This window comes from Pseudomonas sp. ENNP23, assembly GCF_001728945.1.
Taxonomy (GTDB): Bacteria; Pseudomonadota; Gammaproteobacteria; order Pseudomonadales; family Pseudomonadaceae; genus Metapseudomonas; species Metapseudomonas otitidis.
Map to the genome: position 1 here is coordinate 46,831 of NZ_LYSP01000025.1, position 12,634 is coordinate 59,464.

The 12,634-nt window shown below is 66.3% G+C and carries 12 protein-coding genes; 11 read left to right on the forward strand and 1 reads right to left on the reverse strand.

All coding sequences use genetic code 11. The features are described 5' to 3' along the window. The first annotated feature begins 44 nt into the window (after positions 1 to 44). Together A9G05_RS15205 and aceK are read left to right on the forward strand one after the other, a co-directional pair. Positions 45 to 959, forward strand: a complete 915-nt coding sequence (locus tag A9G05_RS15205; protein WP_069561778.1) for a LysR family transcriptional regulator — start codon at positions 45 to 47, stop codon at positions 957 to 959. 114 nt (positions 960 to 1,073) lie between these two features. After that, a complete protein-coding gene (aceK, locus tag A9G05_RS15210; protein ID WP_069561779.1) occupies positions 1,074 to 2,804 on the forward strand; it encodes a bifunctional isocitrate dehydrogenase kinase/phosphatase in 1,731 nt (576 codons plus the stop codon). Positions 2,805 to 3,230: 426 nt separating this feature from the next. Here aceK and sohB read toward each other — a convergent pair whose 3' ends face one another. Next, complete coding sequence (sohB, locus tag A9G05_RS15215) at positions 3,231 to 4,256, reverse strand: protease SohB (protein WP_069561780.1); 1,026 nt, start codon at positions 4,254 to 4,256, stop codon at positions 3,231 to 3,233. A 210-nt stretch (positions 4,257 to 4,466) separates the two neighbouring features. Between sohB and A9G05_RS15220 the strand changes: the two genes are divergently transcribed. The 9 genes from A9G05_RS15220 to map all read left to right on the forward strand — a co-directional run bounded on the left by A9G05_RS15220 (position 4,467) and on the right by map (position 12,613). After that, positions 4,467 to 5,177, forward strand: coding sequence for a histidine phosphatase family protein (locus tag A9G05_RS15220; RefSeq protein WP_069561781.1), 711 nt, complete (start codon positions 4,467 to 4,469; stop codon positions 5,175 to 5,177). Positions 5,178 to 5,233: 56 nt separating this feature from the next. Then, the gene (locus A9G05_RS15225) at positions 5,234 to 5,548 is read left to right on the forward strand and encodes an SCP2 sterol-binding domain-containing protein (protein ID WP_021221784.1); all 315 of its coding nucleotides are present in this window, start codon (positions 5,234 to 5,236) and stop codon (positions 5,546 to 5,548) included. A gap of 209 nt (positions 5,549 to 5,757) precedes the next feature. Further along, positions 5,758 to 6,828 carry a phosphotransferase family protein gene (locus A9G05_RS15230; protein ID WP_069561782.1) on the forward strand — a complete coding sequence of 357 codons (1,071 nt, stop codon included), beginning with the start codon at positions 5,758 to 5,760 and terminating at the stop codon, positions 6,826 to 6,828. 24 nt (positions 6,829 to 6,852) lie between these two features. Beyond that, positions 6,853 to 7,620, forward strand: a complete 768-nt coding sequence (locus A9G05_RS15235; RefSeq protein WP_069561783.1) for an SDR family oxidoreductase — start codon at positions 6,853 to 6,855, stop codon at positions 7,618 to 7,620. A 153-nt stretch (positions 7,621 to 7,773) separates the two neighbouring features. Continuing rightward, positions 7,774 to 8,793, forward strand: coding sequence for an AraC family transcriptional regulator (locus A9G05_RS15240; RefSeq protein WP_044408452.1), 1,020 nt, complete (start codon positions 7,774 to 7,776; stop codon positions 8,791 to 8,793). Positions 8,794 to 9,240: 447 nt separating this feature from the next. Continuing rightward, positions 9,241 to 10,281, forward strand: a complete 1,041-nt coding sequence (locus tag A9G05_RS15245) for a histone deacetylase family protein (protein ID WP_069561784.1) — start codon at positions 9,241 to 9,243, stop codon at positions 10,279 to 10,281. Continuing rightward, complete coding sequence (locus A9G05_RS15250; protein ID WP_069561785.1) at positions 10,278 to 11,366, forward strand: extracellular solute-binding protein; 1,089 nt, start codon at positions 10,278 to 10,280, stop codon at positions 11,364 to 11,366. Before A9G05_RS15245 ends, A9G05_RS15250 begins: the two co-directional genes overlap by 4 nt. A gap of 228 nt (positions 11,367 to 11,594) precedes the next feature. Next, the gene (locus A9G05_RS15255; protein ID WP_044408442.1) at positions 11,595 to 11,813 is read left to right on the forward strand and encodes a ParD-like family protein; all 219 of its coding nucleotides are present in this window, start codon (positions 11,595 to 11,597) and stop codon (positions 11,811 to 11,813) included. After that, positions 11,810 to 12,613: a type I methionyl aminopeptidase gene (gene map, locus A9G05_RS15260; RefSeq protein ID WP_069561786.1), complete on the forward strand. Its 804-nt coding sequence runs from the start codon at positions 11,810 to 11,812 to the stop codon at positions 12,611 to 12,613. Before A9G05_RS15255 ends, map begins: the two co-directional genes overlap by 4 nt. The last annotated feature ends 21 nt before the right edge of the window (positions 12,614 to 12,634 follow it).

Consider the following 12,634-nt stretch of genomic DNA (forward strand, 5'->3'; position numbering starts at 1 on the left):
CGGCGAGGTCACGCAAAACGCTTTTGCCCCGTTGGAAAAGTCCCATGGATAAGCTCGGTGCCATCACGATGTTCGTCGCCACCGCCGACCACGGCAGTTTCAGCCGGGCGGCCGAGCATCTGGGCAAGACCCCCTCGGCCCTGACCAAGGCCGTCAGCCACCTGGAAGCGGAACTGGGCGCGCGCCTGTTCGAGCGCAGCACCCGGCGCATCGTGCTCACCGAGGCCGGGCGGCTCTACCTGGAAACGGCGCGGCAACTGCTGCAGCGCCTGCACGATGTCGGCGAAGAGATCGGTCAACTGCAGCACGGGCTCAAGGGCAGCCTGCGGATGACCGCACCACTGGCCTTCAGTCGCGCTTTCCTCGATGAAGTGTGCACCGGCTTCCTCGCCACCTACCCACAGATCACCCTGCGGGTGGACCTGACCGACACCTTCGTCGATCTGGTGGAGGCCGGCTACGACCTCGCCCTGCGTGAAGGCCCCTGCGACCTGCCGGGGCTCATCGCCCGCCCGGTCGGGCGCAACCGCATCGCCCTCTGCGCCAGCCCCGCCTACGTCGCCCGGCGCGGCCCCTTCAGCCTGGACGCCATCGACGCCCACGACTGGCTCAGCTACCGCCACCCGGCCCTGAGCCGGCAGTTCTGGTGGGTCGAGCGCGATGGCCAGCGCACCCGCCTGCTGCACCCGAGCGTGTCGCGGCTGGAGAGCGACAACTACGACCTGCTGCTGGCCAACGCCCTGGCAGGCATGGGAGTGATCCACGCGCCGCTGTGGAGCGCCGCTCCCTACCTGACCGACGGGCGCCTGGTGAACCTGCTGCCGGATCACGAGATTGACCCGGATGCCTTCGGCGACCGCATCCTCGCCGTCTACCCCAGCCACCGCCGGGCCACCGGCAAGGTGCTGGCCTTCATCGACTACCTGGCAGCCCACCTGCGTGACCGCGGGTTGGCCTGAGGCCCCCTTGACCCGGCTGCAACGCGACCCGTGAGTCAGTCCGGGACGGCGCTTTTTTTCGGCCCGACCTGTGGCTAAGCTCGCTGTTCCGACACCACAGCCGAGTGTGAGTCCATGACGCAGCAATGGCCGGCCGCCGACATCGCGCGCCTGATCCTCGAAGGGTTCGACGACTACCGGGAGCACTTCCGCCAGATCACCGACGGCGCGCGCAGCCGCTTCGAGCAGGCCCAGTGGCAGGAGATCCAGGGCGCCGCCGCAGCGCGCATCGCCCTCTACGAAGACAAGGTCGGCGAAGTCAGCGAACGCCTGCGCAGCACCTTCGACGACGAGGTGCTGCTGGACGTGCAGCTCTGGCCGCTGGTCAAGAGCGCCTACATCAAGCAGATCGACCTGCGCCTGGACGACGAACTGGCCGAGACCTGGTTCAACTCCATCTTCTGCAGCCTCTTCAGCCACGACCTGATCAGCGACGGTTGCATGTTCATCCACACCACCCGGCCCTCCCTGCGCAGCCAGGAACGTGCCCCGCAGACCCGCAGCTACCACCCGCGCGGCGATCTGCGCGACGTGCTGCGCGAGGTCTTTGCCGACTACCGCTTCGATGTGCCCTTCGAGGACATGGAGCGCGACCTCGACCGCCTGGTGGAGCAGTTGCGCGAAAGCCTGCCCGACTGGGTCATCAAGGACCCGGCGCTGTGCATCGAGCTGTTCTCCTCCACCCTCTACCGCAACAAGGGCGCCTACCTGGTGGGGCGCATCTACAACCGTGATGAGCAGTGGCCGCTGGTGGTGGCGCTGCTGCACCGCGAGGGGAGGGGCATCCAGGCCGATGCGCTGATCACCGACGAGGCGGAGGTGTCGATCATCTTCTCCTTCACCCGCTCCTACTTCATGGTGGACGTGGCCGTGCCGGCGGAGTTCGTCGGCTTCCTCAAGCGCATCCTGCCGGGCAAGCACATCGCCGAGCTGTACACCTCCATCGGCTTCTACAAGCACGGCAAGTCGGAGTTCTACCGCGCGCTGATCAACCACCTGGCCAGCACCGACGACCGCTTCGTGATGGCGCCGGGTGTGCGCGGCATGGTCATGAGCGTGTTCACGCTGCCGGGCTTCAACACGGTGTTCAAGATCATCAAGGACCGCTTCGCCCACGCCAAGACGGTGGACCGCAACACCGTGATCGAAAAGTACCGGCTGGTGAAGAACGTCGACCGCGTCGGGCGCATGGCCGACACCCAGGAGTTCGCCGACTTCCGCTTCCCCCGCGCCAAGTTCGACCCGGATTGCCTTGCCGAACTGCTGGAGGTGGCGCCCTCCACCGTCGCGCTGGAAGGCGACACCGTGCTCATCCGCCACTGCTGGACCGAGCGCCGCATGACCCCGCTGAACATCTACCTGGAGAACGCCAGCGAACCCCAGGTGCTGGAAGCGCTGGACGACTACGGCCTGGCCATCAAGCAACTGGCCGCGGCCAACATCTTCCCCGGCGACATGCTGCTGAAGAACTTCGGCGTCACCCGTCACGGACGGGTGGTGTTCTACGACTACGACGAGATCGGCTACCTGACGGAGATGAACTTCCGTGTCATCCCGCCGCCGCGCTACCCCGAGGACGAGATGGCCGCCGAGCCCTGGTACTCCGTGGCTCCGAACGACGTCTTCCCCGAGGAGTTCCCGCGCTTCCTGTTCGCCGACATCGGCCAGCGGCGGCTGTTCAACAAGCTGCATGGCGAGCTGTATGACGCGGCGTACTGGAAGTCCCTGCAGGAGGCCATCCAGGCGGGCAAGGTGATCGACGTGTTCCCGTACCGGCGCAAGGGGCGGGATGACACGATCCAGTGATCTGCTGGGCGGCGGCAGTCGCTTAGCCAAGTTGATTGCCGCGTTTTGCTGACAGCCTTTGTTTCGCCTTGCCTGGCGAGTTTCTTTTTTCAGTCGCCAAAAAAGAAACCAAAAAGGCTCGCCCCTGCATGCGGGTTTGGCTGCGCCAAACTTCCCTCGCTTCATCATCGCGTCGGGGAACGTCGCGACAGGCCATCCATGGCCTGGCGCTCCTTTCGCGGCATCCATGCCGCTCAATCCCCTTTGCAATGACTCCGCTCGGCCTCCTGAAGGGGCAATTTTCCCCGCCCCACCCAATGTGAGCACCCAGCGCAATGCTAAGCGCAGCCACCACGGTGAAGGAGGTGTGCCACTTAGATGATGCAGGCGCTTACAAAAACGCCGCGATCAACGCGGCGTTCTTCATTCAGGCGGGGAGGGCAGGGCTCATTGCCAGAAGCGCTGCTGCTGCAGGCGGCTCCACCCGTTCATCAGCAGGCGATCCACGCTGGCGCTGGCGGCGATGCCGAAACGCTCCGGCAGGCTTTTCTTCTCCACGTAGCTGAGCAGGAACAGCTCCGAGTCGCGGGCGCGCTCGGCCAGGTACTCGTCGCTGGTGCGCAGGTCGTCCACCAGCGCCTTCTCGCGGGCGGCGGTGCCCAGCCAGACCTCGCCGGTCGCCACTTCCTCGATGGCCAGTTGCGGGCGGTACTGCGCCACGTAGTCCTTGAAGCGGTCGTGGATGCTCTCCAGGTCTTCCTGGAACTTCTCCCGGCCCTTCTCGGTGTTCTCGCCGAACACGGTGAGGGTGCGCTTGTACTCGCCGGCAGTGAGCACTTCGAAGTCCACGTCGTGCTTCTTCAGCAGGCGGTGCACGTTGGGCAACTGAGCCACCACGCCGATGGAGCCCACCAGCGCAAAGGGCGCCGCCAGGATGCGGTCCCCCACGCAGGCCATCATGTAGCCACCGCTGGCCGCCACCTTGTCCACGCACACCGTCAGCGGTACGCCGGCCTGGCGGATGCGCGCCAGTTGCGAGGCGGCCAGGCCGTAGCTGTGCACCATGCCGCCGCCGCTTTCCAGGCGCAGCACCACCTCGTCCTTGGGTGTGGCCAGGGTCAGCAGGGCGGTGATCTCGTGGCGCAGCTGGTCGGCGGCGGAGGCTTTGATGTCGCCGTCGAAGTCCAGCACGAACACCCGGGGCTTGGCCTCGGGGTTCTTGCGTGCGGCCTTCTCCGCCTTGGCTTCGGCCTTGCGTTTTGCCTTGAGCGCGTCCTTGTCCAGCAGGCTCTGCTCCAGGCGCTCGCGTAGGCCCTTATAGAAGTCGTTGAGCTTGGTCACTTCCAGGCGGCCACCGCCACCACGACGGCCCCGGCCACGCAGCGCGGCTAGCATCACCAGAACGATCAGGATGGCCACCACCACGGTGACCGTCTTGGCGAGAAAGCCCGCGTAATCGGCTAGGAACTCCACATAACCCCCTTCAGGAATCGACACGCGCCCTGTCTGCGGGCGCGAAAACCGGCCAAGCATACCCGCCCCGCGCAGGGCTCCACCAGCAACGGAAAAACCCCGTCATAAACAGCGGGAATGCATTCAAACAAGCGTATGTTTTTTCGTTGACAGCCCCTGTGCTTCCCCATAACCTCGCGAAACTTTCAACGTCCCGGGACGGCAGCGTACGTGGGCAGCATCTACCTGATCCGACATGGCCAGGCCTCTTTCGGCGCCGATAACTACGACGTGCTTTCCAGCGTCGGAGTTCGCCAGGCCGAAGTCCTCGGCGAGCACTTCGCCCGCCTCGGCATGCGCCTGGATCGATGCGTCGCCGGCAGCCTCCAGCGCCAGCGCCACACGGCCGAGTCCGCCCTGGAGCGCCTGCGGGCCGCCGGCCTGGCCGCGCCCGAGGTGGACGTCGACCCCGCCTTCAATGAATTCGATGCCGATGCGGTGATCCGCGCCCTGCTGCCCAGCGTGCTGGAGCAGGAGCCCGAGGCGCTGCACATCATGCGCAACGCCGCGCAGAACCGTGCCGAGTTCCAGCGGCTATTCTCCAGCCTGGTATTGCGCTGGGTGGCCGGTGACTACGACGCCCCGCAGTTGCAGAGCTGGGTCGATTTCGTCGACCAGGTGCGCGGCGGCCTGGAGCGGGTGCTGGAGCGCGCGGACAGCAAGCAGAACGTCGCCGTGTTCACCTCCGGCGGGACCATCACCGCGTTGCTTCACCTGGTGGCCGGCGTGCCGGCCGACCGGGCGTTCGAACTCAACTGGCAGATCGTCAATACTTCCCTCTCGCGCCTGAAGTTCCGGGGGCGGGATGTGGCGCTGGCTTCCTTCAACAGTCATGTGCACCTGGAGCTGTTGGGGGCGCCGGAACTCATCACCTACCGATGAGCCCGGCCCACCGGCCGCAAGGCCGTTATAAAACCTGAAAAACAAAGGATCGAACCATGACCACCGTTGCTGACATCGTCAAAAACATGCAGTCCAAGTTCAACGCCGGTGCTGCCGCTGGCCTGGACCTGGTATTCCAGTTCAACATCGAAGACGGCGACAACCACTACCTGGTCGTCAAGGATGGCACCTGCGACGTACAGCAGGGCGATGCCCCGAACCCCAACGTCACCCTGATCATGAGCACCGAGACCCTGGTCGGCATCATGACCGGTGAAACCGACGGCATGCAGGCCTTCATGGGCGGCAAGCTGCGCGCCGAAGGCGACATGATGCTCGCCATGAAGCTCGGCGAGCTGTTCCCGGTCTGATCGGCGAGGCCGAACCGGAAACACCTGAAACCGGAGTCCCTGGACTCCGGTTTTTTTTCGCCCGGAAGGCTCTGCACCGGGCCAATCAGGCAGCCTGATCGAGTGGCAACACGCCTGCCTATAACGGTTGTTCGTGCTTGAGGCGCCCCCTCGGCGGCATTAGGCTTGCGAATAATCATGGGTCCTAATCATAAGTAGAAGGGATAAGCATGACGCTTACAGATCAGTCCACCCGCATCCGCGACGGCGAAGAGCTCGATGCCGCGGCCATCGACCCGTATCTCAAGGCGCATATCCCCGGGCTCAGCGGCACCCCGCGCATCAGCCAGTTCCCCGGCGGCGCCTCGAACCTGACCTACCTGCTGGAGTACCCCGAACAGGAATTCGTCCTGCGTCGCCCGCCGTTCGGGCACAAGGCCAAGTCCGCCCATGACATGGGCCGCGAATTCCGCATCCTCAACCAGCTCAATGCCGGCTTCCCGTACTGCCCGAAGGCCTACGTGCACTGCACCGACGACTCGGTGATCGGCGCCGAGTTCTACGTCATGGAGCGGGTCAAGGGCGTGATCCTGCGGGCGGATGCACCGGCCGAGCTGGGCCTGTACGAAACCCGTGCCCGCGCCCTGTGCAAGACCTTCATCGACCGCTTCGTCGAACTGCACAACGTCGACTACAACGCCTGCGGCCTGGGCGACCTCGGCAAGCCCGACGGCTACGTGCGCCGCCAGATCGAAGGCTGGAGCGACCGCTACGAGAAGGCCATGACCCCCGACGCGCCCACCTGGGAAGCGGTTCGCGCCTGGCTCAAGGACAAGATGCCCGCCGACCACGGCAAGCCCGGCATCGTCCACAACGACTACCGCTTCGACAACGTCATCCTCGACCCCAGCGACCCGCTGAAGATCATCGGCGTGCTGGACTGGGAGCTGACCACCATCGGCGACCCGCTGATGGACCTGGGCAACACCCTGGCCTACTGGATCGAAGCCAAGGACCCGGCCCCGGTGCAGCTCATGCGCCGCCAGCCCAGCCACCTGCCGGGCATGCTCACCCGCCGCGAGTTCGCCGACTACTACGCCGAGCGCGCCGGCCTGCCGCCCATCGACAACCTGGACTTCTACTACACCTACGGGCTGTTCCGCCTGGCCGGCATCGTCCAGCAGATCTACTACCGCTTCTTCCACGGCCAGACCCAGGACAAGCGCTTCGCCCAGTTCATCCACATGAACAAGCTGCTGGAGCAGATGAGCCTCCAGGTGATCGGCCAATCCCGGCTGTAACCGGACCACTACAAGGGGAACCCCATGTCCAAGACCCAACTGTTCGACCTCGACGGCAAGATCGCCTTCGTTTCCGGCGCCAGCCGCGGCATCGGCGAAGCCATCGCCAAGCTGCTGGCCCAGCAGGGCGCCCACGTGATCGTCTCCAGCCGCAAGATCGACGGCTGCCAGGCCGTGGCCGATGCCATCGTCGCCGAAGGTGGCAAGGCCACCGCCATGGCCTGCCACATCGGCGAAATGGAGCAGATCCAGAACGTCTTCGCGCAGATCCGCGAGCAGTTCGGTCGCCTGGACATCCTCGTCAACAACGCCGCCACCAACCCGCAGTTCTGCAACGTCCTGGACACCGACCTGTCGGCCTTCCAGAAGACCGTCGACGTCAACATCCGCGGCTACTACTTCATGTCCATCGAAGGCGGCAAGCTGATGAAGCAGAACGGCGGCGGCAGCATCATCAACGTCGCCTCCATCAACGGCGTGTCTCCCGGCGAGTTCCAGGGCATCTACTCCGTCACCAAGGCCGCCGTCATCAGCATGACCAAGGTGTTCGCCAAGGAATGCGCCCAGTACGGCATCCGCTGCAACGCCCTGCTGCCGGGCCTGACCGACACCAAGTTCGCCTCGGCGCTGACCAAGAACGACGCCATCCTCAACGTCGCCCTGCAGCGCATCCCGCTCAAGCGCGTGGCCGACCCGAGCGAAATGGCCGGCGCCGTGCTCTACCTCGCCAGCGCAGCCTCCAGCTACACCACCGGCGTGGCCCTGAACGTGGACGGCGGCTTCCTGTCCTGAGCCCCGCTCGGTCCGCCAGAAGAGGGAGCCGCCAGGCTCCCTTTTTCGTGGCCAGCCCTTTGACTTGCCCGGCGAAAACACATACAGAACAGCGCCAGCCCACCTGGAATGCCTGCATGCCGTACGCCCACCCGCCCCGCGAAACCTGATGCCATGGCTGAGACCCTCTTCTCCCGCGCCAGTTGGCTCAACTCCCTGCACATGTCCACCCTCACCGTCGCCTGCATGGCCGAGCGCGGCGTGGCGGCCGATGCCGTGCTGGAGGGCAGCGGCATCACCGTCGACGACCTGCGCGACCTGCGGCGGCTGATCAACCCCGGGCAGGAGCAACAGGTCTTCGCCAACGCCGTGCGCCTGGCCGGCTCGCCCGCCCTCGGGCTGGAGCTGGGGCAGCGCACCCGCATCTCCGCCTATGGCCTGCTGGGCTACGCGCTGCTCTCCGCACCGACCCTCGGCGACGCCCTGCGCATCGGCCTCGGTTACCCCGTGCTGCTCGGCACTTACTTCCACCTGCGGCTGGAGCGCGAAGGCGAGCTGGCCTGGCTGCTGGCCAGCGGCTACGGCGAGGACGAAGCCCTGCGCCCGTTCAACACCGAGCTGTGCCTGGGCTCGTTGCGGGTCATCTGCGCCGACCTGCTCGGGCAGCCGCTGCCCGTGTCCGCCCTGGAGCTGGACTACCCCGAACCGGCTGGAGCCGCGCCCTATTACCGCCGCGTATTCGAGCGCGCCCCGCGCTTCGCCCGTGGCCGCAGCGGGTTCGGCTTCCCCGCCGCTTGGCTCGACCGGCCGTTGCCCCTGGCCGACCCGGTCACCCACAGCGAAATGCTCGAACAGTGTCGCCGGCAGAACGCCGAATTCGCCGCCCGCCGCGCCTGGCTGGAGCGGGTGCGCGACCTCCTGGCCCAGCGCCTCGCCACCCCGCCCGGGCTCGACGAACTCGCCCGCGCCATGAACACCTCCACCCGCAGCCTGCGCCGCCACCTCGCCCAGCAGCAGACCAGCTACCAGCAACTGCTCGACGAATTGCGCTTCGAACGGGCCAAGGCCCTGTTGCGCGAAGGCGACCTGCCCATCTACCGCATCGCCGAAATCCTCGGCTTCAGCGAAACCGCCAGCCTCCGCCACGCCTTCCAGCGCTGGAGCGGCCAGCCACCCAGTCACTTTCGAGGCTGACGATTCACCACCCGGCCAGCGGTGGAGGCTACGGCGGCAACCGTAGGATGGGCTGAGCTGTGCGAAGCCCATCGTTGTCCGGGCGACGCGGGTTCGATGCGGTTCGCCGAGCTCACCGCATCCTACGGACGGAGCCCAGGAGGGCGGGTGTGATGGCGGTTTACATCCTCCCAGCCCCGAGACGGGTATTACGGCGGCAACCGTAGGATGAGCTGAGCTGTGCGAAGCCCATCGTTGTCCGGGCGACGCGGGTTCGATGCGGTACCGGTGGGCGTAGGGTGGATCGCGCTTCATCGATCCACGCGGTGACGATATATCCGACCTGACGTGGCCAGCCATGTTGGCCATTTCGATCCCCTATTGGCCGTTACCCCCACTGCTCAAAGCCGGGGCGGCGGCCGAGAATCGGGCTCACCAACAACAAGAACCCCGATGAGGTACGCCCCCATGCTGACCGTGTACAGCGACGATCATCGCCTCCACTTCGGCCAGTCCGAACTGGTGGACGGCAAGCTCCAGCCCTGTTTCGAAATGCCCAGCCGCGCCGACACCGTGCTCGCCCGCGTGCGCCAGCAGGCGCTGGGCGAGGTGATCGAGCCGCGCGACTTCGGCCTCGACTCCATCCTCCGTGTGCATGACGCCGGCTACGTGAAATTCCTCCAGGGCGCCTGGGCCCGCTGGGAGGCCGAAGGCCACAGCGGCGACCTGGTCTCCACCACCTTCCCGGCCCGTCGCCTGCGTCGCGCCGGCCCCATCCCCACCGCACTGATGGGCGAGCTGGGCCACTACAGCTTCGACACCGAAGCGCCCATCACCCCCGGCACCTGGCAGGCCGTGTACAGCTCCGCCCAGGTGGCGCTGACCGCCCAGGACCACATGCGCCAGGGCGCCCGCACCGCCTTCGCCCTGTGCCGTCCGCCGGGCCACCACGCCGGCAGCGACTTCATGGGGGGCTACTGCTTCTTCAACAACGCCGCCATCGTCACCCAGGCCTTCCTCGACCAGGGCGCCAAGCGGGTCGCCATCCTCGACGTGGACTACCACCACGGCAACGGCACCCAGGAGCTGTTCTACACCCGCAACGACGTGCTGTTCGCCTCCATCCACGGCGACCCGCTGGTGGAGTACCCCTACTTCCTCGGCCATGCCGACGAGCGCGGCGAGGGTGCGGGGGAGGGCTTCAACGTCAACTACCCGCTGCCCCATGGCACCGCCTGGGACGGCTGGTCCGCCGCGCTGGAGGATGCCTGCCAGCACATCGCCGCCTACGCCCCGGACGCACTGGTGATCTCCCTCGGCGTGGACACCTACAAGGACGACCCCATCTCCCAGTTCAAGCTGGATTCGCCGGACTACCTGCGCATGGGTCAGCGCATCGCTGCCCTCGGCCTGCCGACGCTGTTCATCATGGAAGGCGGCTACGCCGTCGAGGCCATCGGCGTCAACGCGGTGAACGTGCTGCAGGGCTACGAAGGGGCCGCCCGATGAACGCCCGCCTGCTGCTCGCCGGCGCCCTCCTGGGCGCCTCGCTGAATGCCGTGGCCGCCGAGCCGGTGGTGCGCATCTACAACTGGTTCGACTACATCGCCCCCGACACCCTGGAGAACTTCCACAAGGCCAGCGGCATCCAGCCCAAGTACGACGTCTACGACAGCAACGAGGTGCTGGAGGCCAAGCTGCTGTCCGGCCACTCCGGCTATGACCTGGTGGTGCCCAGCGACGGCTTCCTGCCCAACTACATGAAGGCCGGCGTGTTCCAGCCACTGGACAAGAGCAAGCTGCCCAACTGGAAGAACCTCAACCCGGCGCTGCTCAAGGTGCTGGCCGCCAAGGACCCGGGCAACCAGTACGTGATGCCCTACATGTGGGGCACCAACGGCATCGCCTACAACGTCGACAAGGTGAAGGCGGTGCTCGGCGACAACGCCCCGGTGGACTCCTGGGAGCTGATCTTCAACCCCGACAACCTGGCCAGGCTCAAGCAGTGCGGCGTGGCCTTCCTCGACTCGCCCACCGAGGTGATTCCCGAGGTGCTGCACTACCTCGGCCTGCCGCCCAACAGCCGCAACCCGGAGGACTACAAGAAGGCCGAAGCGCTGCTGGAGAAGCTGCGCCCGAGCGTGCGCTACTTCAGCTCCTCCAAGTTCGTCAGCGACCTGGCCAACGGCGAGGTGTGCGTGGCACTGGCCTGGTCCGGCGGCGCCATGCAGGCCGCCGCCCGCGCCCGCGAGGCCGGCAACGGGGTGAAGGTGGAGTACCGCATTCCCAAGGAAGGCACCGCCGCCTGGTTCGACGTCCTGGCCATCCCCAAGGACGCGCAGAACGTCGAGCAGGCCCACGCCTTCCTCAACTACCTGCTGCAGCCGGAAGTGGTGGCGCCGATCTCCGACCATGTGGCCTACGCCAACCCCAACCAGGCCGCCGACGCGCTCACATCGGCCGAGCTGCGGGACAACCCCAACGTTTACCCGCCGGCGGAGGTGCAGGCCAAGCTGTTCTCCGTGGAGATGCTGCCGCCGAAGATGGAGCGCATCCGCACGCGGACCTGGACCAAGATCAAGACCGGGACCTGAGCAGGGCAGTGCTGTGCAAAAGGGCCGCCATGCGGCCCTTTTCATTCGGTGAGTGGTTGATTCGCGAGTTCTGTTGAGGCCGCCTTTTTCGCCTTGCCGGGCGAGTTTCGGAACCAGAGGGTGGCGGGTCTGACTGCGCCAGATTGCCCTCGCTTCATCGTTGCATGTACCCCATGAGCCAATCCGAAGTGCTATGTTATGTAGCATTTTGTATATGGAGTATCTGCCATGGGCATCGTCAAGATCTCGGATTCCCTGCACGAGGAGGCCCGCGTCGCCTGCCGGGCCATGTCCCGTTCCATCAACGCCCAGGCCGAGCACTGGATGCGCATCGGCATGCTCGCCGAGGCGCATCCCGAGCTGACCTACGCCGACATCATCCGCCGGCTGATGAGCGAGGCCCGCGAGCTGGAAGGCGCCGGTGCAGCGGAAGAGGCCGTGCAATGAGCAAGGTGACGATCAAGACCGCCGACGAGATCGCGCGCATGGCCGTGGCCGGGCGGCTCGCCGCGCGGGTGCTGGAGGCGCTGGAGGCGTTCATCGTGCCCGGCATCACCACGATGGACATCGACGCCTTCTGCGAGCGCTACATCGTCGAGACCCTCGACGCCATCCCCGGCAGCAAGGGCCAGTACGACTACCCGTACACGGTCAACACCTCGGTGAACCATGTGGTCTGCCACGGTTGGCCGTCGGTCCACGAGGTGCTGAAGGAGGGCGACATCGTCAACGTGGACGTCACCGTCATCAAGAACGGCTACTACGGCGACACCAGCCGGATGTACGCGGTCGGCCGCATCAGCGATGACGCCAAGCGGCTGGTGCGGGTGACCCGCGAGTGCCTGTACGACGCCATCCGCGTGGTCCGCCCGGGCGCGACCCTGGGGGACGTCGGCCATGCCATCCAGACCCACGCCGAGCGCATGGGTTACTCGGTGGTGCTGGAGTACTGCGGCCACGGCATCGGCCGGCAGATGCACGAAAGCCCCCAGGTGCTGCACGTCGGCCGGCCCGGCCAGGGGCTGCGCCTGGAGCCGGGCATGACCTTCACCATCGAACCGATGATCAACCAGGGCCGCCGCCAGGTGCGCACCCTGGCCGACGGCTGGACGGTGATCACCCGCGACGGCAGCCTCTCCGCCCAGTTCGAGCACACCGTGCTGGTCACCGAGACCGGCTTCCGCGTGCTGACCCTGCGTGAGGAGGAGCGCGAGGCCTTCCCGGCTGATCCTGAACTCCCCGCGTAGCCCGGGCTCCAGCCTGGGACC

Excerpts from the sequence above, each read along its gene's own strand:
- A9G05_RS15230 (WP_069561782.1), top strand. The coding sequence starts at position 5,758 with ATGACGCTTACAGATCAGTCCACCCGCATCCGCGACGGCGAAGAGCTC.
- A9G05_RS15240 (WP_044408452.1), top strand. The coding sequence starts at position 7,774 with ATGGCTGAGACCCTCTTCTCCCGCGCCAGTTGGCTCAACTCCCTGCAC.
- A9G05_RS15245 (WP_069561784.1), top strand. The coding sequence starts at position 9,241 with ATGCTGACCGTGTACAGCGACGATCATCGCCTCCACTTCGGCCAGTCC.
- map (WP_069561786.1), top strand. The coding sequence starts at position 11,810 with ATGAGCAAGGTGACGATCAAGACCGCCGACGAGATCGCGCGCATGGCC.
- aceK (WP_069561779.1), top strand. The coding sequence starts at position 1,074 with ATGACGCAGCAATGGCCGGCCGCCGACATCGCGCGCCTGATCCTCGAA.
- A9G05_RS15235 (WP_069561783.1), top strand. The coding sequence starts at position 6,853 with ATGTCCAAGACCCAACTGTTCGACCTCGACGGCAAGATCGCCTTCGTT.
- A9G05_RS15250 (WP_069561785.1), top strand. The coding sequence starts at position 10,278 with ATGAACGCCCGCCTGCTGCTCGCCGGCGCCCTCCTGGGCGCCTCGCTG.
- A9G05_RS15225 (WP_021221784.1), top strand. The coding sequence starts at position 5,234 with ATGACCACCGTTGCTGACATCGTCAAAAACATGCAGTCCAAGTTCAAC.
- A9G05_RS15205 (WP_069561778.1), top strand. The coding sequence starts at position 45 with ATGGATAAGCTCGGTGCCATCACGATGTTCGTCGCCACCGCCGACCAC.
- A9G05_RS15255 (WP_044408442.1), top strand. The coding sequence starts at position 11,595 with ATGGGCATCGTCAAGATCTCGGATTCCCTGCACGAGGAGGCCCGCGTC.